At 59.3% G+C, this 23,837-nt stretch carries 21 protein-coding genes; 2 read left to right on the forward strand and 19 right to left on the reverse strand.

The window, feature by feature from the left end; genetic code table 11:
* Positions 1 to 47: 47 nt before the first annotated feature.
* The 5 genes from rbfA to ACNPM8_RS12795 form a co-directional block, all read right to left on the reverse strand.
* Positions 48 to 482 carry a 30S ribosome-binding factor RbfA gene (gene rbfA / locus ACNPM8_RS12775; RefSeq protein ID WP_434691552.1) on the reverse strand — a complete coding sequence of 145 codons (435 nt, stop codon included), beginning with the start codon at positions 480 to 482 and terminating at the stop codon, positions 48 to 50.
* A 101-nt stretch (positions 483 to 583) separates the two neighbouring features.
* Complete coding sequence (gene infB, locus ACNPM8_RS12780) at positions 584 to 3,559, reverse strand: translation initiation factor IF-2 (RefSeq protein ID WP_448939957.1); 2,976 nt, start codon at positions 3,557 to 3,559, stop codon at positions 584 to 586.
* Positions 3,560 to 3,735: 176 nt separating this feature from the next.
* On the reverse strand, positions 3,736 to 4,056 hold the full coding sequence (locus tag ACNPM8_RS12785) for a YlxR family protein (protein WP_105657280.1): 321 nt from the start codon (positions 4,054 to 4,056) through the stop codon (positions 3,736 to 3,738).
* Positions 4,057 to 4,197: 141 nt separating this feature from the next.
* Positions 4,198 to 5,181, reverse strand: coding sequence for a transcription termination factor NusA (gene nusA / locus ACNPM8_RS12790; protein WP_105661830.1), 984 nt, complete (start codon positions 5,179 to 5,181; stop codon positions 4,198 to 4,200).
* A gap of 2 nt (positions 5,182 to 5,183) precedes the next feature.
* Positions 5,184 to 5,750, reverse strand: coding sequence for a ribosome maturation factor RimP (locus ACNPM8_RS12795; protein WP_105657278.1), 567 nt, complete (start codon positions 5,748 to 5,750; stop codon positions 5,184 to 5,186).
* Between the two features lie 175 nt (positions 5,751 to 5,925).
* On the opposite strand from ACNPM8_RS12795, the gene ACNPM8_RS12800 reads away from it, so the two are divergent.
* Both ACNPM8_RS12800 and ACNPM8_RS12805 read left to right on the forward strand, forming a co-directional pair.
* A complete protein-coding gene (locus ACNPM8_RS12800) occupies positions 5,926 to 6,999 on the forward strand; it encodes a hypothetical protein (protein ID WP_448939958.1) in 1,074 nt (357 codons plus the stop codon).
* 554 nt (positions 7,000 to 7,553) lie between these two features.
* Complete coding sequence (locus tag ACNPM8_RS12805) at positions 7,554 to 7,895, forward strand: hypothetical protein (protein ID WP_400290375.1); 342 nt, start codon at positions 7,554 to 7,556, stop codon at positions 7,893 to 7,895.
* Between the two features lie 5 nt (positions 7,896 to 7,900).
* On the opposite strand, the gene ACNPM8_RS12810 is transcribed toward ACNPM8_RS12805, so the two are convergent.
* The 14 genes from ACNPM8_RS12810 to dxr all read right to left on the reverse strand — a co-directional run bounded on the left by ACNPM8_RS12810 (position 7,901) and on the right by dxr (position 23,815).
* Positions 7,901 to 8,713: a TSUP family transporter gene (locus tag ACNPM8_RS12810; protein WP_181148826.1), complete on the reverse strand. Its 813-nt coding sequence runs from the start codon at positions 8,711 to 8,713 to the stop codon at positions 7,901 to 7,903.
* A 37-nt stretch (positions 8,714 to 8,750) separates the two neighbouring features.
* Positions 8,751 to 10,538, reverse strand: a complete 1,788-nt coding sequence (locus tag ACNPM8_RS12815) for a proline--tRNA ligase (protein WP_448939959.1) — start codon at positions 10,536 to 10,538, stop codon at positions 8,751 to 8,753.
* A 605-nt stretch (positions 10,539 to 11,143) separates the two neighbouring features.
* Positions 11,144 to 12,934, reverse strand: a complete 1,791-nt coding sequence (locus ACNPM8_RS12820) for an NAD(P)-binding domain-containing protein (RefSeq protein WP_448939960.1) — start codon at positions 12,932 to 12,934, stop codon at positions 11,144 to 11,146.
* Positions 12,935 to 13,058: 124 nt separating this feature from the next.
* A complete protein-coding gene (locus ACNPM8_RS12825; protein WP_332727080.1) occupies positions 13,059 to 14,228 on the reverse strand; it encodes a helix-turn-helix domain-containing protein in 1,170 nt (389 codons plus the stop codon).
* Positions 14,229 to 14,340: 112 nt separating this feature from the next.
* Positions 14,341 to 15,081 (reverse strand): hypothetical protein, encoded by a 741-nt coding sequence (locus ACNPM8_RS12830; protein ID WP_105657272.1) that lies wholly within the window; start codon positions 15,079 to 15,081, stop codon positions 14,341 to 14,343.
* Between the two features lie 369 nt (positions 15,082 to 15,450).
* On the reverse strand, positions 15,451 to 16,191 hold the full coding sequence (locus ACNPM8_RS12835) for a hypothetical protein (protein ID WP_448939961.1): 741 nt from the start codon (positions 16,189 to 16,191) through the stop codon (positions 15,451 to 15,453).
* 51 nt (positions 16,192 to 16,242) lie between these two features.
* A complete protein-coding gene (locus tag ACNPM8_RS12840; RefSeq protein WP_448939962.1) occupies positions 16,243 to 17,037 on the reverse strand; it encodes a hypothetical protein in 795 nt (264 codons plus the stop codon).
* A gap of 516 nt (positions 17,038 to 17,553) precedes the next feature.
* On the reverse strand, positions 17,554 to 18,237 hold the full coding sequence (locus tag ACNPM8_RS12845; protein WP_448939963.1) for a GNAT family N-acetyltransferase: 684 nt from the start codon (positions 18,235 to 18,237) through the stop codon (positions 17,554 to 17,556).
* Between the two features lie 166 nt (positions 18,238 to 18,403).
* Positions 18,404 to 19,570, reverse strand: a complete 1,167-nt coding sequence (gene ispG, locus ACNPM8_RS12850; protein ID WP_105657267.1) for a flavodoxin-dependent (E)-4-hydroxy-3-methylbut-2-enyl-diphosphate synthase — start codon at positions 19,568 to 19,570, stop codon at positions 18,404 to 18,406.
* Between the two features lie 139 nt (positions 19,571 to 19,709).
* Positions 19,710 to 20,264 carry an NAD(P)H-dependent oxidoreductase gene (locus ACNPM8_RS12855; RefSeq protein WP_105657266.1) on the reverse strand — a complete coding sequence of 185 codons (555 nt, stop codon included), beginning with the start codon at positions 20,262 to 20,264 and terminating at the stop codon, positions 19,710 to 19,712.
* 121 nt (positions 20,265 to 20,385) lie between these two features.
* Positions 20,386 to 20,808 (reverse strand): alternative ribosome rescue aminoacyl-tRNA hydrolase ArfB, encoded by a 423-nt coding sequence (gene arfB, locus ACNPM8_RS12860; RefSeq protein WP_105661823.1) that lies wholly within the window; start codon positions 20,806 to 20,808, stop codon positions 20,386 to 20,388.
* A 114-nt stretch (positions 20,809 to 20,922) separates the two neighbouring features.
* Positions 20,923 to 21,222: a YciI family protein gene (locus ACNPM8_RS12865; protein ID WP_105657265.1), complete on the reverse strand. Its 300-nt coding sequence runs from the start codon at positions 21,220 to 21,222 to the stop codon at positions 20,923 to 20,925.
* Between the two features lie 23 nt (positions 21,223 to 21,245).
* Positions 21,246 to 22,595: a M50 family metallopeptidase gene (locus ACNPM8_RS12870; RefSeq protein ID WP_105661822.1), complete on the reverse strand. Its 1,350-nt coding sequence runs from the start codon at positions 22,593 to 22,595 to the stop codon at positions 21,246 to 21,248.
* A complete protein-coding gene (gene dxr, locus ACNPM8_RS12875; protein WP_105661821.1) occupies positions 22,592 to 23,815 on the reverse strand; it encodes a 1-deoxy-D-xylulose-5-phosphate reductoisomerase in 1,224 nt (407 codons plus the stop codon). Before dxr ends, ACNPM8_RS12870 begins: the two co-directional genes overlap by 4 nt.
* Between the last annotated feature and the right edge of the window lie 22 nt (positions 23,816 to 23,837).

Consider the following 23,837-nt stretch of genomic DNA (forward strand, 5'->3'; position numbering starts at 1 on the left):
CGTGCCCCCCGGGGCGTTGCTCCAGTCAGGATGAAGCCCAGAAACCCTTAGGCTTCTTCGGCGTCCTCGTCCTTCTTGTACGGGTCCTGGTCTCCGGCGAAGTCCTTGCCTTCGCGCAGAGCTGCAACCTCGGCGTCCTTCTCGCGGGCCTTGGCCAGCAATTCCTCCAGATGCGAGGCACCCTCGGGGATTTCGTCGGCGACGAATGCCAGCGTCGGGGTCAGGCGGATGGTCAGATTGCGGCCCAATTCCTTGCGCAGGGCACCGCCACGCTTTTCCAGCATGGTAGCGATGTCCTTCTTCAGCTCGTCATCGCCAAAGACGGTGTAGTACACCGTAGCGTGCTGCAGGTCGTTGGTGACGCGAGCGTCGGTCACGGTGACGTTGTCAATGCGCTCGTCCTTGATGACGTTGCGCAGCGACTGGGCCATGAGGACCTGTACGCGCTTAGCCAGGCGTGCGGCGCGGGCTGAATCAGCCATGGTTTTCTCCTAATGGTTCAAAACTCGTGGGCGCTTGACCAAAGCTTATCGGTCAAACGCCCACGAATCAGTGAGTCACACTGCTAATTGCTTGTCGGCAATTAGTCGCGTGGCTTTTCGCGCATCTCGAAGGTCTCGATGATGTCGCCTTCCTTGATGTCGTTGAACGACCCCAGGCCGATACCGCATTCGAAGCCCTCGCGGACCTCGGTGACATCGTCCTTTTCACGGCGCAGCGAATCGATGTTCAGGTTGTCGCCCACGACGTTGCCGTCGCGTACCAGGCGAGCCTTGGTGTTGCGCTTGATGGTGCCCGAGCGGATGATCGAACCGGCAATGTTGCCGAACTTCGAGGAGCGGAAGACCATGCGGATCTCGGCGGTGCCGAGGGCCACTTCTTCGAACTCCGGCTTGAGCATGCCCTTGAGCGCATTCTCGATGTCGTCGATAGCGGAGTAGATGACCGAGTAGAAGCGCATGTCGACGCCCTCCTTGTCGGCCAGTTCTGCCACGCGCTCGGCTGGGCGGACGTTGAAGCCAATGATGATGGCGTTGTCCACGGTTGCCAAGTTGACGTCGTTCTGGGTGATCGCACCGACACCGCGGTGGATCACGCGTAGCTGCACATCGTCGCCGACCTCGATCTTCATCAGCGAGTCTTCCAGTGCTTCAACAGCACCGGAAGCGTCACCCTTGAGGATCAGGTTCAGGGTATCGATCTTGCCATCGGCAACAGCCTTGTCGAAGTCTTCCAAGGTGATGCGCTTGCGGCGCTTGGCCAGCATTGCGTTGCGCTCTGCGGTTTCGCGCTTGTCAGCGATCTGGCGGGCGGTGCGCTCGTCTTCGGTGATCAGGAAGCCGTCGCCAGCACGCGGGACCGAGGACATGCCCAGGACCTGTACCGGACGCGATGGCAGTGCCACGTCGAGGTTTTCGCCGTTCTCGTTGAACATTGCACGCCCGCGGCCGTGGGCGGTGCCCACCACCATGGTGTCGCCAACGCAGAGGGTACCGGACTGGACCAGGACGGTAACAACCGAACCGCGGCCCTTATCCAGGTTCGCTTCAATGGCCACGCCACGAGCGGACTTGTCCGGGTTGGCCTTGAGCTCAAGCACGTCCGAGGTCAGCAGGACAGCGTCCAGCAGCTCGTCGATGCCCTGCTTCTGCAGTGCCGAAACCTTCACGAACATGGTGTCGCCACCGTATTCTTCTGGAACCAAACCGTATTCGGTCAGCTGGCCCATGACCTTGTCAGGGTTGGCGCCTTCCTTATCGATCTTGTTCACAGCGACGATGATCGGCACGCCGGCAGCCTGTGCGTGGTTCAGTGCTTCCACGGTCTGCGGCATGACGCCGTCATCCGCGGCGACAACCAGCACGGCCACGTCAGTGACCTCGGCACCACGGGCACGCATGGCGGTGAACGCCTCGTGGCCCGGGGTATCGATGAAGGTCATTGCGCGATCGCGGCCCTCATGGATGTGGTTGATCTGGTACGCACCGATGTGCTGGGTGATGCCGCCATGCTCGCCCTCGATAACGTTCGACTTGCGGATAGCATCCAGCAGTCGGGTCTTACCGTGGTCGACGTGGCCCATGATGGTGATGACTGGGGCGCGCTCTTCAAGCACGTCTTCGCCTTCAGCCTCAAGTTCGGCGTCCAGGTCCAGGCCGAAGCCTTCGAGCAGTTCCTTGTCTTCGTCCTCAGGGGAGACGACAAGCACCTTGTAGCCCAGCTCTTCGCCGAGTACCTCGAAGGTTGCCTCATCCAGCGACTGGGTGGCGGTAGCCATTTCACCGAGGTGGAACAGTACGGTCACCAGTGCTGCTGGGTTCGCGCCAATCTTGTCGGCGAAGTCGGTGATCGACGCGCCGCGGCGCAGACGGATCTCGGTGTCGCCGTTGCCGCGTGGAACATTCACGCCGCCCAATGACGGAGCACTCATCTGCTCCAATTCCTGGCGCTTTGCGCGCTTGGACTTGCGCTGCTTGCCGCGACCGGCGCCTCCCTTGCCGAAAGCACCGCCAACGCCACCGCGACCGCGTGGTGCACCTGGGCGGAAGCCGCCACCGGTACCGCTGCCGCCACCGCTGCCGCCACCTGGGCGACCGCGGCCGCCGGCACCTGCACCTGGACGTCCGCCGCCTGCTGGCGCTGGACGATCGGTGCGGTTAGGCATCATGCGCGGGGTTGCCGTGGTACCTGCGCCAGCACCTGGGCGTGGACCGCCGGCACCTGCTGGGCGTGGGCCACCTGCGCCGGCTGGGCGTGGAGCGCCCTGGCCTGCTGGGCGTGGACCGCCGGCACCTGCTGGACGTGGACCGCGCTGGCCGTCACGCGCCGGACGTGGACCGCCCTGGCCGTCACGAGCCGGACGTGGACCGCCGGCACCTGCTGGGCGTGGACCGCGCTGGCCGTCGCGTGGTGGGCGAGGACCGCCCTGGCCGCCTTCGCCGCGCATACCCTGCTGCGAGGAGAACGGGTTGTTGCCTGGGCGTGGACCGCCCGGACGAGGTGCGCCTGGACGTGGGGCACGACCGCCTTCGCGGTTGCCGCCACCACGGCGTTCGCCGGACTCAGCGCCGCGCATACCCTGCTGGGAAGAGAACGGGCTGTTGCCTGGGCGTGGAGCGCCTGGCTTCGGAGCTGGCTTGGCACCTGGCTTCGGTGCCGGGGCTGCACCTGGCAATGGAGCGCCAGGGGTTGCCTTCGCGACCGGAGCTGCAGGCGCCGCAGGTGCGGCTGGGGCAGCTGGGGCTGCAGGAGCCGGAGCTGCCGCAGCTGGCTTAACGCCTGGCTTCGGGGCCGAGGCACCTGGGGTAGCAGCCGGCTTGGAAGCCGACTTCGGTGCTCCAGGGGTCGCTGGCTTGGCGGCGGCTGGCTTGGCAGCAGCTGCTGGCTTAGCGGCACCGTTGGAACCTGGGAATGCGTCGCGCAGCTTGCGCGCTACTGGCGGTTCAACGGTCGAGGATGCCGAGCGAACGAATTCGCCCATGTCCTGCAACTTGGTTAGTGCTTCTTTTGAAGTGATTCCGAGCTCTTTAGCGAGCTCGTGAACGCGGGGTTTAGCCACATCTCTCCTGTGTCGATGTGATCTGCTCAAACCCCGGTATCAAAAGATAAATCTTTAGATCAGCGGTCTGGCAGATCAGCTGTGTAATTCGTGAAATTCTTCCGTCGCACGGTGGATCACGCAGAACTGATTGTTCATCGTTGTGCGCTCAGCATTGCCGACTCATCGGGTTGCCATCAGATTTCTGACCCGCTTTCATCATGTTTGCCAGATAGCTGGTTGCTTGCCAGCTGATCTTCGTATGCAGTGAATTCCTGCAGCACCTGCGAATCGTCTACCGCAGACCTGAAGGCCCGCGCGAACGCCCGGCGCTGCACCGCTTGCTGCACACACTTTTCGGTCCCGTGGGTCCAAGTGCCCCGCCCGGAAGCGGAACCCTGTTGATCCAAACTCACCGCATGCAGCGGTGTACCGTCTTTCAGGACCCAACGGAGCAGCTCATTTTTACTGGTTACGGTTCGACAGCCAATGCACGTGCGTTGCTGATGCAGCTTCATGCGAGCGCCGTCGCCACCTTCCCTAGTTATTACGAGCCATCTACTAGTCTAGCGCGTTTGGACGCCATAGCACGCATGAGTTGTGGCTCACACGCAGCTAGGCTTCCAACACGCTGAACTGGAATTATTTCCCGCAGCTGCTTAGAGCTGCGGTTCCTTGCCGCCCGAGGCAGCCAGGATGTCAATGCGCCAGCCGGTCAACTTGGCAGCAAGGCGAGCGTTCTGGCCTTCCTTGCCGATTGCCAGCGAGAGCTGGGAGTCGGGAACAACCACGCGAGCACGGCGTTCGGCTTCGTCCAGGATCTCTACCGAGACGACCTTCGATGGAGACAGGGCCGCGGCGATGAACTTCGCTGGATCCTCGTTGTAGTCAACGATGTCGATCTTCTCGTCGTTCAGTTCGTTCATCACGGCGCGCACGCGGGTTCCCATTTCACCGATGCAAGCGCCCTTGGCGTTGACACCGGCCTTGGTTGCGCGCACAGCAATCTTGGTACGGTGGCCAGCTTCACGAGCCAGTGCCTCGACCGTGACGGTGCCGTCAGCGATTTCTGGAACTTCCATTTCGAACAGCAGGCGAACCAGGTTCGGGTGGGAACGGGACAGGGTAACGGCTGGGCCCTTGTTGCCGCGCTCAGCGGAAACAACGTAGGCGCGCAGGCGGTTTCCGTGCTGGTACTTCTCGCCTGGGGACTGCTCAACTGGTGGCAGCAGCGCTTCCAGATCACCGATCTTGACCTGCACCATATGCGAGGAGTAGCCCTGCTGGATGACGCCGGAGATCAGGGTGCCAACGCGGGCTGCGAACTCGCCGACAACCTGCGCATCCTCAGCTTCACGCAGGCGCTGCATGATTACCTGGCGGGCGGTGGAGGCGGCGATGCGGCCGAAACCGTGCGGGGTGTCGTCGAATTCGCCCAGCAGCACGCCGGCGTTGTCGCGGTCCTCTACCAGGATCGCCACATGGCCGTTGCTGCGCTCAATGTGCGCGCGGGCGCCAGGCATGGCGCCTTCGGTCTTGTTGTAAGCCAGCAGCAGTGCCGACTCGATGGTCGGAATCAAAACATCCATTGGGATGTCGCGGTCTTTTTCCAGGATGCGCAGCGCATTCAGATCGATATCCACGCTTAGCCCTCCAAATCTTCAGTATCGGCAGTGTCAAATAGTGCGTCATCGAAGTTCAGCTCTGGATCGACAACAGCTTTACGGATATTTTCGAAGGCATAGGCCGCAGGATCGAGCACCTTGACCTTCATGCCCTTCTTGGCCGGCTCGCGGTGCTCAGCAATCAACACGTCGCCGTCGTTGACCTCAAGCAGGCGCCCGCGAAGCTTCGTGCCGTCGGCCAGCGAAATCTTGACCATGCGGTTGAGGGCGCGGATCCAGTGGCGCTGGGCAGTCAATGGGCGGGAGAGTCCTGGGGAACTGACTTCGAGTTCGTAAGGAGCCGACGATGCGTAGACGGCGTCCTTGTCCAGAGCGTTGGAGATGGTGGTGGTAACTTCACCAAGTTCATCGAGAGTCAGCGTTTCGTGACCGTCGGCCTTGTCGACGATGATCTGCACGATCATCTGCTTGCCGGAGGGACGCAAGGCGACTTCCTCCAGGAGAAGCCCGTGGGATTCTACTTCCTTGGAGAGCAATGCAGTCAGACGCTGCGCTTCCTGTTCGGTATCGGCCGGCATTCCGGTCATGGATATCCTCCCACGCTATTCGATGTTGTCCGTTAAGCCTATATTGCGTTCCGCTCATTGAGAACATCTAAACGGGCACAGGTGAAGGAACTCACGCCCATTTTCTATCCATCGTGGCGCTCGACACCGCTATTGCCCTCTTTACCTGCATTGATCATGGCATGATCGAAACGCTATGACTGAAAAATCGCCCCATTCCGCCCGTCGCACCGACAGGCAAGTACGCCGCGCTCCAGGCTGGATTGCTCCGGTACTGGCTGGTGCAGTTGCCCTTGCCGTGACGTGGGGCATTGGCAGCACCATCTTCCGAGGCGCCCTGGTGGAGCGGGGCCTGCCCGAACAGGTCAATGAGGCCAGCGCCGATGCCCGCATGATGTGGGAATACGGAGCAAAGCTGGCAGACCTGGCATCTCAGGCCCATGCCTTGGCCCAGCTGGCACCCGAGGATAACGCTTCGAGGCTATCCGCATTGGCGACTTCCTTGTCGCAGGGGTCAGCGGTGCTCGGTGAATTGCGCTTCGACGACCAAGAGCCTGCGGCATTGCCGCAAACCTTCTCCCCCGACGCGCTGGTTGCGCTTGCCACGAATGTCGCCGACGCATCGTCAGCGATGCCTGCCTTCGCAGAACCGTCGCTGTCCAGGGATTCGAAGCTGGCCCAGATTGCTTTCCAGATCAATCTGGACGCCCGCAGCGCTGTTGCATCTTTGGGAGAAGAGCGTGATTTGGACTTGGCCTTGCCACTGAGTGCAGTCTCGGGTGAAGAAGAGCAGAAAGACCAGCCAGTAGCCTGCCTGCCTAAGGAGGAGCTGCTGGACCCCGCGAAGGAAATCACCGAAGCGCAGAACATCGAACCAACGGCCGTCGCCCGGGCCCTGGACCGCGGCTATGCACTAGATTTCGTTCTGCAGCTCACGGCTGCACGTGGTGCCGACAGCGCCAAGGAAGCCGTCGAAGCTCGACGCAGCGAGCTGGGACGCCAGCTTCGCGGCCTGCGTGCGACCGTTGACGAACAGTGCACAGACCTGCGTGAACCCGCCTATGCGCTACCCGAAGGCGGCCTCGAAGACCTGGCTGCCCTATCCGCGGAAGCCGAAGGGGATTTTGCTGATGCATTGGTCGTAGCAGCGGGCGTTAGCGATGGTGCAGCCGGCGCAAAAATTTCCGCCGTCGCTTTCCAGACTCTCAATGGCCAGCAGGGATCGAATGAGGAATACCGCATCCTTGAGACTGGCGAAGTCGGGAAATAGTTTTGGATTCAGCTAGAATTTATCCGTATTTCACGTTTCGTTGAATTATCACGAAATAATCACGACTGCTAATTGCCCTGAGTCGAAATAGAGCACGGTTCGGGTAGAGCCAAAACAGCGCGAGGCGCACTAAAATTCACGGATGATCCGTAATTTCCATCCGCACCTTAAGATATAACCCGCATATGGTATGCGGGTTTTACGCGGTATTACCCGAAACCAATTTATCAACGACCACCATTTCCTCCGCCATGGAGTGATTTCAAAGATATATGAATCTCGTTCCTATTCACTGGCTCTCGATATTCGCGCCGAAAGGGGCTATCGTGAATATCAAGTGCTTGAGATACGGAATTTGGCTCCCATAACACGGAGCGGGATTCTCCGCTTTCTTCCACGTATTGGGGAACTAACAACTTGTGGCTAGGTCGTCAATTGGAGGTTGGGTAATGTCAGGTCGATTCATGCGTTCGAAGACAGCAGAACTGGTCAGCGAAGTGATCGGTTCAAGGCAAGGTCGGGCGCAACTCAGTTCACATGGTTGGGTCCAAGGCATGCCTATTGTCATTGCGCAACCTGAGGAAACAGTCAACGACGTCATGTCGCTCGTGGCCGCGCACCAGCCGCCAGCTCTGATCGCTACTCTCGATCCGGAGAACAACGATTTGTGGTTCCTGTATGTATCCATCGGTTGCACAGCGTTGAAGGTTGTAGATCCGCTGGCAAGCCACACTACGGTTTCCCAACTCTACAAAACTGCAATGGGTTCCAGCTTCTTGACTTTCAGGATCGCGCAAATGGCGACCAGTTCCATGGTCCATGCCATTGAACCCCAGCATGTCCAGCACTACGCCGGATACCCGCCAATCGACACATCAGCAGCTAGCGGCCGCTAAAGCTATCACTTGCCGGCGAGGATCAGGTCCGAGCCGAGCTTGATGATCAGTGCCGAAACGACGATCACGAAAACAATGCGAATAAAGGCGCTGCCCTTTGAGATCGCCATGCGCGCCCCGAGATAGCCTCCGAGCATATTCATCACGCCCATGGCCAGGCCTAATGCGACTAGAACGTGCCCCGTGGGGATGAAGAGCAGCAGAGCACCTGCGTTGGTGCAAAGGTTAACGATCTTCGCCTTGGCGGAGGACTGCAAGAAGTTGTAACCCAGCACTGTCACCATGGCGATGATCAAGAACGATCCAGTCCCGGGACCGATCATCCCGTCGTAGCCGCCAATCAGCAGCCCAATCAGGATGGCTCGAAGATAATGCCCATGCCCGGCGTAGCGCAGGCGCGACAGCTCCCCGGCTTTGGGCTTCAGGATCGTGAACAGCAGCACCGCAATGAGCGCTGCGATAATGATGGGCTGAATGGCTCCAGAGGGAAGAATTGTGGCCAGCGCAGCTCCGCCGAAGGCACCGAGCATGGCAGTCAATGCCATCGGAATAGCGGTCTTCAAATCCGGGCTGGTGCGCCGGTAGTACGTCACCGCGCTGGTAGCCGTTCCGAAGATTGAGCCCAGCTTATTCGTGGCCAGCGCCTGCACCGGCGTGATGCCGGGGAAAAGAAGCAGCGCGGGCAATTGAATCAGGCCGCCACCGCCAACTACCGCGTCAATCCATCCAGCGCCCAAAGCTGCAAGAAGCAGCAACACCAGGGGCCAGAAGGAGACGGGTTCACCGTTGACGGACAGCAATTCCAAGAACTCTTGCACCGCGCTACTCCCCTATTCAGTTATTGGCTACAGCCTTTTAGGCGCTCAGCTCAGCGACAACGTCCTCGACCTTGACATCGCGGCGTTCGCCGGTGGCACGATCCTTGACCTCAACTACGCCCTCAGCAAGTCCACGGCCCACAACAACGATGGTTGGAATGCCGATCAGTTCTGCATCCGAGAACTTCACGCCCGCGGACACCTTTGGACGGTCATCCAAGATAACTTCCAAACCGGCCGATTCTAGTTCTGCGGCCAACTTCTCAGCAGCCTCAAGCAGCTCTGGGCCCTTGCCGGTAACGACCATGTGGACGTCGGCTGGAGCAACCTGCTTTGGCCATGCCAGACCGTTTTCGTCATGGTAAGCCTCGGCCAGTGCTGCTACCGCACGGGTGACGCCAATGCCGTAGGAGCCCATGGTGACAACCTTCAGCTTGCCGTTCTGGTCCAGGACCCGCAGATCCAGAGCCTCAGCGTACTTGCGGCCAAGCTGGAAGATATGACCCATTTCGATACCGCGTTCGGTGCGCAATGGGCCCGAGCCGTCCGGTGCCGGGTCGCCCTCTAGCACGTTGACCGACTCGATGGTGCCGTCAAAGCCGAAGTCGCGCTCGGCCACCAAGCCGAAAACGTGCTTGCCCTTTTCGTTGGCGCCGGTGATCCACGAGGTACCGGATACTACGCGAGGATCAACCAGGTAAGTGATGCCGCTGGTGCCTTCGGTACCCAGAACAGCCTGATCCAGGCCGTTGCCTGGGCCGATGTAGCCGGCAATCAATTCCGGGTGCTTGGCCAAGTCTTCACCGCTAGCGGCTTCAACCTGGACCTCGCCGATGATGCCCAGCGGGGCACCCACGGTAGCTTCGACACGCTTCAGGTCCACCTGGCGGTCGCCTGGAACACCGATGACTACCAACTGGCGGTTGCCTTCTGGATCGGTCACCGCCAGGACAACGTTTTTCAGGGTGTCCTTGGCTTCCCAAACACCGGACTCGCGTGGGCGCAGCTCGTTGGCCGCGGCAACCAGCGTCTCGATGGTCGGGGTATCCGGGGTATCGACAACTTCGAACGCAGGTGCGTTGGCGTAATCGATGGACGCTGGCACTACGGTGGTGACAGCTTCCACGTTGGCTGCGTAACCGCCGGCCGAACGGACGAAGGTATCCTCGCCAATAGCTGTTGGATGCAGGAATTCCTCGGACTTGGAGCCGCCCATGGCACCAGCCTGCGCGAAGACCGGAATAACTTCCAGACCCAGGCGCTCGAAGATCTTCAGGTAGGCGCCGCGGTGAGCCATGTAGGCTTCGTCCAGGCCTTCATCATCGATGTTGAAGGAGTACGAATCCTTCATGATGAATTCGCGGCCACGCAGCAGGCCCGCGCGTGGACGTGCTTCGTCGCGGTACTTGTTCTGGATCTGGTACAGGTAGACCGGAAGATCCTTGTACGAGTTGTACAGATCCTTCACCAGCAGCGTGAACATTTCCTCATGGGTCGGTGCCAAAAGGTAGTCTGCATCTTTGCGGTCCTTGAGACGGAACAGGCCATCGCCGTATTCGGTCCAACGGCCGGTCTGTTCGTAAGGTTCACGTGGCAGCAGCGCTGGGAAGTGGACTTCCTGGCCGCCGATAGCGTTCATTTCCTCGCGAACAATAGCTTCAACGCGCGCAAGGACCTTCAAACCCAACGGCAACCAGGTGTAGATGCCTGGGGCCGCACGACGGATGTAACCGGCGCGTACCAACAACTTGTGGCTGGCGACTTCGGCGTCAACCGGATCTTCACGCAAGGTGCGCAAGAAGGTAGTGGAAAGCTTCAAAACCACTCGGGGTGTCCTTTTCCGTCCGTCGACTTCAGAAATATTTTCGGATGCCGACTAGCTATGCAAAATCAAATGGGTTTTGGCCGCAAAATTGGCCTTAATCAATGCTACAGCTTTCGGCCACTTCCCAATAAATTCAAGGGCTTGCGCGGAATCGTGTTGCGTGCCCGGGGCCGGATACGGGCCTCTGGATAGATGGTGGGCGCTGCAGGGTTCTGTTTCGTTGAGTCGCTGCCAGCAAAGGACATCCCAGTCGGGTGCCAGTTCCCCGCCGATTTGTACTTGCCAGCACCCATGGCGGGGCTTACGCGGAAGCATGGTGCTGCTGGGTCGGCTGCGGCGCGCAGGCCGGTGCACCGGCGTTGTTGCGGCATCCGCGGTCTGCGCCGATTCATAAACTGCGCAGGTGCCAGGAGCGTGGGAATCATGGTTCATCCGGCTTTCCGTTCAATTCGTTGTGCGATTTCCAGGCCGTTGCAGTTCAACGAAACGTCCGGATAAGGCCCGAAAACCGCCACGTGGCAGACGCGCGGGTGACCCGGAGGAAGCGCCATACAGCGCTTGCTCCGGGTCCGGGAAACCGATTCACGGGCAGGGAAACGGTTATATCAGGATTGATGATAGGTTTCGGCGAGCGCATACACCGGAGTTCCGATGCCCTCGTACCGTGCCTTGAGCTGCAAGCCCAGATACTTCGAATAATGCCTGGACTGGTGCAGGTTGCCTCCGTGGAACCAGAGGTTCTTGACCTTGGTGGGCTTCCACATATTGCGCAGTTCCCCCTGCCATGGACCCGGATCCTTGGCGGTCCCCGACCCCAGGCCCCAGCATTTTCCGACTTCATCCGCGACTTCCTGGGAGATGAGCTTCGCCGCCCATCCGTTCATCGAGCCGTAACCGGTGGCGTAGACCACCGCATCCGCCGGCAGCCGAGTGCCATCGGCCAGCACCACCGATTCTTCGGTCAAGTGCGATACCTCGCCATGGGCCAAAGCAATCGATCCGTCGGCCACCAGCTCGCTGGCACCGATGTTGATGTAGTACCCCGAGCCACGGCGCAGGTACTTGAGGAACAGCCCTGAACCGTCGTCGCCGAAGTCCAGCTCGAATCCCGCATCCGCCAGCGACTTGTAGAAGTGCGCATCTTCCTGCTGGATTTTCTCGAAGACCGGCTTATGGAATTCCGGGAGGACTTTGTACGGGATGGAGGCGAAGATCAGGTCTGCCTTGTTGTGGTCTATGCCGGCAGCGAGGGCTTCTTCCGAGTACAGTCCGCCCAGCACATGCTTCATCAGCGATTCGGAGCGCACGATATGCGTGCTGGAACGTTGGACCATAGTCGGCTTGGCCCCGTTTTGCACCAGATCCGCGCAGATATCGTGTGCGGAGTTGTTGGCGCCGATGACCACGACGTTCTTGCCCGCGTACCGTTCGCCGCCTGGATGCTTGGAGGAATGGTTCTGCTCGCCTTTGAAGATCTCGGCTCCCGGGTACTGGGGAATGTTCGGAATACCGGACATGCCGGTGGCCAGCACCAGCTGGGTGGGACGCAGGGTCAACGGTACTCCGTCGCGTTCTACCTCGACGATCCACCCCTCTCCTTCCGGATCCTGCCGGGCGCTGGTCGCTTCAGTCAGTGACCAATAGTCCAGCTCCATGAGCTTGGTGTAGCTTTCCAGCCAATCCCCCATCTTGTCCTTGGGCGTGAACACCGGCCAGTGGTCGGGGAAATCAATGTAGGGCATATGGTCATACCAGACCGGATCGTGCAGCGCCAAGGAATGGTAGCGCGAACGCCATTGGTCACCGGGACGCGGATGCCTATCGATGACCAGGGCAGGAACACCCATGCGCTTGAGCCGAGCGGCCAAGCCTATGCCGCCTTGGCCGCCGCCGACAATCAGCGTGTAGGGCTGGTCGGTGATCCCCAGGGACTGCTGCTGCGCGGTGCGTCGATCAAGCCAGTTTTCCTTGCTCATCGCTACGCCGTGCTCGGCGCCCAGTTCGCGGCGCGGACCAGCAGGTTCGGGGAATTTGCGCAGGCCCTGCGCGGTGCTCAGCAGGGTCCAGGCCTTCCCATCGCGCAAGCGGAGTAATCCAAGCCCGTTGAATGCGTCGTTCTCGAACGTGTACCAAGCTTCAATGACGCCGTCAGCCTCTTGTGCGCTGGTGACTTCGATGTTCCGCGGCCACGCGCCTCGTTCAACGCCAAGCAGCATCTTCTCGATCCCGTCACGGCCCTCGCTGGTGTGAAGGTTCCATGTCATCGAGGCCAGATCCCGCCAGTAGCACTCCTCCGAAAATAGCTGCACAGCTGCTGGCGCGTCACCCGCTTCCAACGCTATCTGCAAGGACTGGAACCAGCTCCGGGCTTGCAACAAGCAATCATTGTCAGTCATTTGCGTCTCATCTCTTCATCGGGATTCAATGGATGGCCATTCGGGCCCTCCGCGACTAATGAAAGAATATGATCTGCGTCACAAAAGAAAAGCGTTGCAATAGGTTGCAGCTGCTCCGGGATTGCTAGTGGCTGCTCACCGGGACCACGATCCGGTAGGGACGTGAGGCGATCAGGCCACGCAGCTTGGAACGCAAGCGGGATATTTCGGCGCGGATGGTGACGTTCGGCGTATCCGCAGGCCACAGGCTCGCCAACTGCCCTGAGCTCACTCCGTGAGGGTTCGCAGCCAGCAGCTCAAGGATCTGCCAATGCTTCGCACTCAAGTTGATGCGCGTCGCCCCACCGGGCGAATGGACAATAGCCTGCAGTGAAGCTCCTGCGTACAGCTGGAGGCTCACCTGGCCTTCTGCCCTTTGCAGCAGCCAGCCTCCCGGTGTCCGCCGCGCATCAATTGATCCCAGCCCGGAAATCCAGTTCCGCCCTTCTTCCATGGACATCGGCAAATTGAGCTTGGATCCAACACTGTAGCCTTGGGCGGCGGCTATGGAGCCTTGCACGTCAACTAGGACGTACTCGCCTTCGGGCAGTTGGGTGGAAAGCTGGAGCGTCTGCATTTTCAAGGCATGCTCGGTTTGCAGAAATAATTCTGCTTCTCGGGCCACGGATGAGACCAGAGCCAAGGAGTGCGGATGCGCCGTGCGGAACGAGCCTGCCAGCGTGATCGTGCCAATCAGCGCCGAGGCGGCAGGATTCATGACCGGCGCCGATGTGCAGACCCAGTTGTGCTGTTCTTCCCGGGCATGCTCCGGGCCGAAAATCTGCACCGGGGCACGCTCAGCCATTGCCGCGCCGATCCCATTAGTGCCCACGTCGCTTTCGCGCCAGCGTGCACCGGCGACAAATCCGATGCCGTCACTTCGGCGGCGTACTGCAGAGGGCCCGAGCACCCAGAGCACGAATCCTTGCTCGTCGGAGATGACCAGCTGGTTTCCCGCCTGGGTGGCCAAGGAGAGCAAACGCTCCTTGAAGAGCTCGACCAGTCCGTTGAGTTCTTCGTTGGCCTGCCTGCGCTCGCGTATTTCAGAAGTATCCAAGGGAACGATATCTGTTCCAAGCTTGCCGGCCCTGGACCATGAACGAGCCACCACTGGCCGCACCACTTCAGGGATGCACGCACCTTCGGCCCAGAGCTGATGCAGGGACTTCAAGCTTCGGGCTTTGCGCGTCGGATCCTCGCCCGCAGTCAAGGCAGCCTCGATGGATTTGCGTGGCGCACCGTGTTCCAGGGTCATCCATTGAGAATGCCATGACTCGCGCATCATTGGGAAGCATTTGCCGCGCAAAGAAGTGAAGACTCTTCTGATTCCCTTGGAACCAGAAGAGCCTTCAACGGCTGAAGGAGGCCTACTTGGCCGTGGCCTTAACCTCTTCAACTGCCTTGTTCAGTTCCTCAACGAGTGCTTTCACAGCCTCGCCATCAGCTTGTTCGCCAGTTTGGGTGCGGGAAACGGCCACAACATTTTCACCGACTACGCCCTGAATCTGGTAAGAACCGCCTGGGACCTCTTCGCCATTCATGGTCATGGCAGTGTGGGTTACGATGGTCTTGTCCGCATCGGATTCAGCATCCAGGATCTTGGCCGAGGCAGAAACTTTCTGGCCCGCAACACTCATCGAGAAGTCCTCGCAGCCCTGCAGGTCCTTGGCATCTACCATGTCCTTGATTGCATCCAGCTTGGCAGTATCCTCGTAGCCAGCGACGGAGTAGCTGTTGCTCTCGCCTGTTTCGCCAACGACGATCGCTGCGGCCATGTTGACGCCGTCCAGGTCCTGGGTCCCCTGCTGCGAGACGAACTCGGCGCACTTCGCAGGTTCGATCTCCATCTGATCGATCAGGCCCTTGGCGCTTTCCAATGAGCCGCTAAGTGCATCGCTATCCAGAACCTGCACATTCGGTCCGTCTCCACCCAAGGTTTTGGCAACTGCAGCGGCTTGCTCAGCAGTCAGCGCTGGCACCCCCGCGCTTTCCTGCTCCTGAGGGGCCTCCGAAGAGCCAGCAGCGCCCTCGGTCCCTGAATTCGAGCTGCAACCGGTCAAGGCAAGGGCAACTGCTACAGGCAGCACCCAGAGTGAACGCTTCTTCATGGTGATTTCCTCACGTTGGTGATGATAAGCCATCCACAGTATTTCACAATGTGTTGGAAATAAAAGGACTATGAGAGAGTGTTGCAGCGAATGGAATAGAGTCCAAAGTTCACTTGAATGGTCAAGGGTTGGTCGCTTGCCACCCGTTGCCAGGAAAAGCACCAGTCAAAGAGAAATCGGCAGGCACCGCACAGAAACAAGGTCCCAGCAGTTGATTTCTCGTTCATCTGCCAAGGGGGCCAATATGACTCGGAGGTACGCTGCTTCGAGGAAAAGGCATGTTGGCTGCTAAACCACGAGCTCTGCACTCCTCGGTGCAAGGCCAACTGATGTTGGAGAGTCCATAAAACGGATACCCCGCCCGTTCGGCTACTGAGCCGCCTCGATTTCGGCGAACGCCCGATCTGCCAGCTCCACTGCCTGTGCGGCCAGTTCAGCTGGTTGCTGCGAACCGGTCTGCAGGGTAACCAGCACGAAATTGCCATCTTGCAGAGCCTGCACAACGACCGAGGTCAGTAGCTGTCCGCCACCCGCATCCATCTGGGTGGACATGGTCAACGATTGATCCGCTTCGACGTCCAGCGGCAGGATCTGGCGTTGAGTTTCGATTTCCTCGCCGCCCAGCTCAACAGTGGCCTTTTCACATCCCTCCAGATCATCCAGCGTCAATGCCTCCGATACGTTCTTGCGGGTGGCCTCGTCGGTCAACGAGAAGACCTGCACGACTTTGCCGACGGATTCGGAGGAACTGGTCGCCGTTGCGGATACCGATGCCGTCAAGTCGGTAACTGAATACTTGGCATTCATCTCGGCACACTTTTCCGGCTTGATTCCGCTGGGAGTTTCAGCGTTCTTGGCAACTTCCAGTTGCTTCTGCATCTGCTCATTGCCAACTATCTGGACTGCGTTGTCGCCTTCCAAAAGCTTGGAAGCAATGGACTCTGCCTGCTCCGGACTGAGCACATCACCCGAGACAGAAGTCTTCTTGCTTTCCGCCGGGGCCGTCGAAACAGCCGTTTCCGCTGGTTCTGTCGCGGAATTCGAAGAACATCCAGCCAGCATCATGGTCGTGGCCAATGGCAATGCCCAGAGGGCTAAACGCTTAGTCATCTATTGCTTTCCGTAATTGCCACCGGAAGACCGATGGCGTCTTGAAATGAACTACTGGGTAAGTCGGTTCATGAGTTCTTGGAGGATCCCGGATGCTTCTTCAACTTCGTTCGCGGTGTTCGCGGCAGAAGTGGAACGCTGAATGCCGAGCAGGACGTTCGAATTAGCGGAGCGAATGATGAGCTGCTGTTTGGTGGACGACCCATCACTGCTGGTAATTACATACCCGTCGGCCAATCCTGCAGCAGAATCAATAGGCTGCTTTGCAATGTGGTAAGCGCGAGTCTCATTGCCTAATTTGACTGTGTAACGCGAGCAATCAGCATTGGCCTCAGTTTTGGCAACCCATTGCGCTTGCAAAACTTCAGGGTCTTTGTAGATTGCAACAGTTAGGTAGCTGTCCTCGAATTCGATGGCGCCCATCGTGGCGCTCTGCAATTGATCTGCGACCGGCTCAGCAAAGGTAACTCCGCATTTACTGGGATTCACTTGGGCGTTCTCTATCCACTCCTGTGCTTGCGGAATGCTCTTGCGTAGCTGTTTGTCGTTGATGACTTGGGAGTTTTCTTCGTCTTTGGCGAAATCCTCAAGCAGATTTTCCAGCTGTCCGTCGTCGAGCTGGACTGGGGCGACCGCCGAGGCACCGGTTTCGACTTCTGGCGAACTGCACCCACCAATGAGGAGTACTGCTGCGCACATAGCAGCACCCAAATACGCTTTAGTACCAATGGCTTGAACCACAAATTTTCCCATCACCATCACTTTTACACTTTCGAGTCTAGAAGACTGATGATCATTCGATGGGCATTGTTGCTCCCGCGTTGAGCGGAAGAAGAAATAGCCCAAGTTGCATAGCACCTGGGTCCCGTTTCCCTTGCCGGGTCATTAAGCGAATGGATTGCTCTCCATTAGCCGGAGAAATGGATGTTTGCCGCAGCTAAGCGAAAGTCCTCAAAGGATGCTAAACAGGTTTCCCGCCACTCGAGCTTCGCCAGCGATACAAAGGAAAAGCAGGTAATGGGGACTCATAGCGGCTAAGTGGGTCGCGGCGATAAGCTCAACTTCCGGCAACAGTCGTTCATGCGACTTTATTTGTCGATGATCGGGCTTCATTGGCCGCGCAGCTGGAGCACTGACTGCCGCGAATACCGAATGGCCCGTTATAGCGCCGTATTAGTCATGAGAACGTTGCACAACTGACGATGAACCGGGATCCGCAATCAACTTCGTTTTCGCCTTCACCTGCGGGATTCTTTGCAGCCAGCCAGATCCGCGGTAAGGCGGAATTGTTTCTGGCGAAGTAGCTGCAGGTGGCTCAAGAGCAGAACCGGTTGATTTCCACGTTGCCCGTGCCACTGCTGTTCAGAACAGGATCGTTGCGAAGGTGCCGACCTGTTCAAAGCCGATGCGCTGATAAGTCTTGATTGCAGCGGTGTTGTAGTCGTTGACGTACAGGCTCACTACAGGAGCGAACTGCATCGCGTAGTCCACCGTGGAGGCCATGTAGCCGGCAGCCAAGCCTTGGCCGCGATACATCGGGTTCACCCAAACACCTTGGATTTGCACTACTTCGTCGGTGACGGTGCCTAAATCAGCCTTGAAAATCACGTTGCCGCGCTGGTCGCAGTCCATGAGCGTGTGCCCCTCACGAATTAACTGGCGTACACGGTTGCGGTAGAAGCTTCTCCCGTTTTCCAACGGCGAATATCCAAGTTCTTCTTCGAACATGGCAGCGCTGGCAGGCAGGACTAGGTCGAATTCCTGAACCTGAGCCGGCCGAATCCGGTTGCGGCGAATTCCCTCCGGGATTTGGGTGATGGCCATTAATGGCTGATTTTCCCGGACATCAAAAATTTCTTGCGGACCACCCCGCAAGACGTCATGCATGGCCAGAACTGTTTCTGCCGGTCCGAATACCGAGGCGAATCGCTGTCGGGAATCGATGGCATGCATGGCGTACTTCTGGGCATCGGACTCCGGCATGGCGGTGGGCGCCATATTAGCGCCCACCCAGCATGCCGATTCAAGACCTTCGCTGCCGTCCAAGCCAACGATGTGCGCAAACCCGTCTGGGACTGCTGACCGGTGGATGCTCACCTGCGAACGGGTGAATATATTGGCGACGGGGTCGCGATCGAGCAGCTCAATGAGGGCTGTCGTATCACGACGGCCCAAGATGCGCGGCTCTCCCTCGACGCTCCGGCGGCTAGTTCTAGCTGACGGAGACCATGGGAGAACCCGAGGAAGGATTCTCGTCATTGTCCAGTCCCATTTCTGCTGCCAAACGGTTGGCTTCTTCAATCAAAGTCTCAACAATTTGATCTTCCGGGACGGTCTTGATGACTTCGCCCTTAACGAAGATCTGCCCCTTGCCATTGCCGGAGGCAACGCCGAGGTCAGCGTCGCGGGCTTCGCCCGGTCCGTTGACAACGCAGCCCATTACTGCCACGCGCAATGGAGCCTTCATGCCTTCGAGCCCAGCGGTAACCTGCTCGGCCAAGGTGTAGACATCCACCTGGGCACGACCGCAGGACGGGCAAGAAACGATGTCCAGCTTGCGGGGGCGCAGGTTCAGCGATTCCAGAATCTGGTTGCCGACCTTCACCTCTTCTACCGGTGGAGCGGACAGCGATACGCGAATGGTGTCGCCAATGCCCTTGGAGAGCAGTGCACCGAAAGCGGTGGCGGACTTGATGGTGCCCTGGAATGCTGGACCGGCTTCGGTCACGCCCAGGTGCAGTGGCCAGTCCCCGCGTTCGGCCAGCATCTCGTAGGCACGGACCATGATCACAGGGTCGTTGTGCTTTACCGAGATCTTGAAGTCATGGAATCCATGCTCTTCAAATAGGGAAGCTTCCCAAACAGCTGATTCAACCAGCGCTTCAGGGGTGGCCTTGCCGTACTTCTGCAGCAAGCGGCGATCCAGCGAGCCAGCATTGACGCCGATGCGAATGGAGGTGCCGTGGTCCTTGGCGGCCTGCGCGATTTCCTTGACCTGGTCATCGAACTGGCGGATATTGCCGGGGTTCACGCGCACCGCGCCACAGCCTGCTTCGATGGCAGCGTAGACGTACTTTGGCTGGAAGTGGATATCGGCGATCACCGGGATCTGCGACTTCATCGCAATGATCTTCAGCGCTTCCGCATCCTTATCCGTTGGGCAGGCCACACGCACGATGTCGCAACCGGCAGCGGTCAGCTCGGCAATCTGCTGCAAGGTGGCGTTGATGTCGTGGGTCTTGGTGGTAGTCATCGACTGAACCGAAATCGGCGAGTCGGAGCCGACACCTACGGATCCAACCTGGAACTGGCGAGTCTTGCGACGTGGTGCGAGTACCGGCGGTGGGCCTGCCGGCATGCCTAGGCTGACCGAAGTCAATGGACGCCTCCGAATAGATTGTGGGTATTTCTCTAGTCCAAGTATGTCACCGTATCGCGGTGAGCGGGTACTCATGCGAGAAAGGCCACGGTTACCGTGGCCTTTCTTGCACTATTGAGCTTCCGGGGATCGTGAAAACCTAGTTGGCTTCGGCGATTTCCTTGATGCTGCTCAGCACGCCAGAGACCTGCTCGACAACTTCAGCGTCATCCTTCGGGTGCAGTTCAGCGAAGCGTACTACCGAGTTAGGGATAGCCAGCTTCACGTTTTCCAGCACGTTGGCGCCGGCGATGTTCAGTGCCTTGCGCGCTTCGTCCTGCGCCCAGACGCCACCGTACTGTCCGAAAGCGGTGCCAACGACCACGGTTGGCATGTCCTTGAGCGCACCGGCACCGAAGGGGCGGGACAGCCAGTCAATGGCGTTCTTCAGGACAGCTGGCATGGTGCCGTTGTACTCAGGAGTGACCAGCATCAGCGCATCGGCGTCACCGGCTGCGTCGCGCAGGGCCTGGGCGGCGGCAGGAACGCCACCTTCCACGTCGTGGTCCTCGTTGTAGAAAGGAATGTTCTCCAAGCCGCTGAACACGGAAACTTCCATGCCTTCAGGTGCGTTGTGCGAAGTGGCTTCGGCCAGCTGCTGGTTGGTCGAACCGTTGCGCAGGGAACCGACGAGGGTGAGGACCTTGGTGGTCATAGGGTGTTCTCCTAAAGGCAAAATAATAGAAAGCTGACGCTTCACCTACTTTCAACCGTTTCCCCACCCCAACCATTCCGTGCAGCAAAGTGACATGAAGCACAGTAGCTGATCGCTAGGATCAGTCCATCCCTGGTTTGCGGCGAAGTTGCTTGGTGGCTGAGCGAGTAGCTTTGGCACTCAGCCTGCGCCGGTGAGAACCGCGGGTAGGTTTCGTTGCCTTGCGTGCCGGTGCATCCGGCGCCAGCGCTTTTTCCACGATGCGCCCCAACTTCTCTTGGGCGAGCTGGCGGTTGCGCCATTGCGATCGCTCTTCGGAAGCAGTCACGACGATGGCCCCGGCCACCAAGCGAGGTCCGAGCTTCGCCAGCAAGCGCTGACGCTGCCAGTCGGACAAGGCCCGCGAAGCGCCAATTACCCAGGTGAGTTCCACCCGTGAGTCCGAGGTATTCACATGCTGCCCGCCGGGGCCCGAGGAACGGGAGAAATGCCAGTTCAGCTCGGCTGCAGGGATCGCCAGCGTTGACGTGATCTGCACATCCATGATGTTTTCCACTTCCTCTCCCCTACCAGTCTGCGCCATCCGAGCTGTTTAATGCAGGCAGCCTCCGCTGTTCTCGGAAAAGAACAGCGGAGGCTGGTGCAAGGTACCTATCGCCTAGGACGCGAAATCCTCCAGCAGGCCAATTACCGGGTTCCATTCGGTGACGGTGGCCGCGCCGATTCCGCCAACCTTCTGGAAAGGATCATTGGAAAGCACTTCGTCCAGCGCAGCTTGCGATTCTGCCGCGAAGATCAACAGCGCGCCGTCGTTGACCGGGGTCGGCCCCGAAGCAAGAAGGCGTACCGCACCTTCGCCGAGGAAGCCGCAAAGGTACTGGCGGTGTGCTGGACGGTGTTCATTGCGCAGCTCGGTGGAGTTCTCGGCGTACGCGTATTCAACAGCAAAAACAGTCATGCCTACAGCATATTTCTCCCTGCTTAGAACAGCTGTATCGGCTTGAAGATATCCGCATATATTAAGAGCCCGCCCATGACCAGCATCGCTACCACCACGACATAAGTCAGCGGCAAAAGCTTGACCGTGTCCACAGGCCGTACCTTCTTGATCCTGAAGATCCTGGCAACTGTGCGCTTCAGCCCCTCATACAGCGCGCCCACCACGTGGCCGCCATCCAGCGGCAGCAGCGGGATCAGGTTGAAGGCGAACAGGGCCAAGTTCAAACCGCCCACCAATGACAGCAAGGTTGCGAATTTGTCAGCTACCGAGATGGAATCCTCCGCGCTGATCTCTCCGGCAATGCGCCCAACGCCCACGATGGACACCGGCCCATTCGGGTCGCGTTCCTCGCTGCCAAAAGCAGCTTGGGCGACATCCACCATGCGCTGGGGCAGGTGCAGGATGACATCGCCAATTCTCAGCAACTGATCCCCGATCACGCCGGGAACCGCGCTCAGCGGCTGGGTCAGGTCCCGCTGCAAGGAGCCCATCCCGACGAAACCGACCTTGGTCATGATGTATTCGCCCTGCTCATCGAGCAGCACGTAGCCATTTTCGTCGGTCGCCGGGCGTTCGGTCAGGTACGGAGTCAGCTCGGTGGTGCGAATCTGCCCGTCGCGGGCATAGTCCAGGGTGATGGGTTCTCCTGGATGATCGCGGATGACATCGGTGAGCTTATTCCATTCAGCTTCCGCAACAGCGGTGCCGTTTACGGCGGTGATCGTGTCCCCTGGCAGGAGGCCTGCCTCGTAAGCCGGCGCTGGGACATCCTTGTCGGTGCATTCGGCCTGCTCTGCGTTCTGTGCGCTGGCAATGCACTGGTACACCTCGGAGACCGTGGTGGTTGGCGTAGCCTGGCCGAAGCTGGTCAGCACGATGCCGATCACCACGAACCCGATGACCAGGTTCATGATTGGGCCACCGAGCATGATGATGACGCGCTTGTAGATCGGCAGCTGGTAGAACAGCCGGCCTTCATCGCTGGGCAGCACGTTCTCGTTGGCCTGCGAGCGTGCGTCATCCACCATCTGTCCGAAGACCTTCTGGAAGAGATTCGGCTTCTTCCCGGAAGCATCCGAGACGACCTGGTCGCGTGGCGGGTACATGCCCACCATCGAGATGTAGCCGCCCAGGGGCAGGGCCTTGATGCCGTATTGCGTTTCGCCACGCTTGAAGGAAACCAGCGTTTTGCCGAAACCGATCATGTACTGCGGAACGCGCAGCTTGAACAGTTTCGCGGGTACCAGGTGCCCGATTTCATGCAGCGCAATGGACAGCCCGACGGCTACCACCATGAATAGGACGCCGCCGATGAACAGCAATGCACTCATGCTTTGGCCTCGATGATCTTCGTTGCATGGGCGCGGGCCCAGCGGTCTGTTTCCAGCACTGTTTCGACCGATAGCGCTGCGCTCATCGGGGTGTACTCGTCCAAGGCCCGTTCCACGGTCTCAACGATGTCGGTGAAGCGGATCTTTCCATCATGGAAGGCATCCACTGCAATTTCGTTGGCGGCGTTATAGACAGCCATATGCGTTCCCGACGACGCTGCGGCCTGCTTGGCAAGCTTTACAGCGCTGAAGACCTCCTCATCCAGTGGTTCGAAGGTCCAGCTTGCTGCGGTGGAGAAATCGCAAGCCTTCGCGGCACCGGCAACCCGATGCGGCCAATTAATGCCCAAAGCGATCGGCAGGCGCATATCCGGCGGCGATGCCTGGGCGATCACCGAACCGTCGATGAACTCCACCATCGAGTGAATGATTGACTGGCGATGCACCACAGGCTCGATCTTTTCCAGTGGCACGTCGAACAGCAGGTGGGCTTCGATGACTTCCAAAGCCTTGTTGACCATGGTGGCCGAGTTGGTGGTGACCATGCGCCCCATGTCCCAGGTTGGATGAGCCAGCGCCTGGGCGGGGGTGACATCACGCAGCTGCTCATGGCTGTAGCCGAAGAAGGGACCGCCAGAGGCAGTCACCAGCAGCTTGGCCACTTCCTCGGGCGCGCCAGAGCGCAGGGCCTGGGCGAGGGCGGAGTGCTCGGAATCAACGGGCGAGATCTGGCCTGGTGCCGCGATCCGCTTGACTACCTGGCCTCCGATGATCAGGGATTCCTTATTGGCCAGTGCCAGCAGGTGGCCGGCTTCCAAGGCAGCAATGGTCGGGGCTAGGCCAATGGCACCGGTGATGCCATTGAGCACCACGTCGGCCTCGGCGAAAGCGGCAACCTCGGTTGCCGCATGCGCGCCGGCCACCAGCTCGGGAGTGTATCCGGTTACCGATGCATCTTCTGCGGCTCGCTTAATGGCCGCGGCAAGCTCCTCCTTGGATTCCACCGCGCTGCCAACGAGCGCAGGGCGGTGCTTAATTGCCTGGCGAGCCAGTAATTCAAGGTTGTACCCACCGGACAGCGCTGCCACGGAGAATTGTCCGGATGCGTTTTCGATGACGTCCAGTCCCTGCGTGCCGATGGAACCGGTGGAACCGATCAGGCTGACGCGACGGGGATGTCCGGCTGGAATGAAAGTTTTCTGGGAGCTCACCCTACCCATTATGGTTCGTTTTACTGTGAGC

The sequence above is a fragment of the Glutamicibacter sp. AGC46 genome (assembly GCF_053543715.1).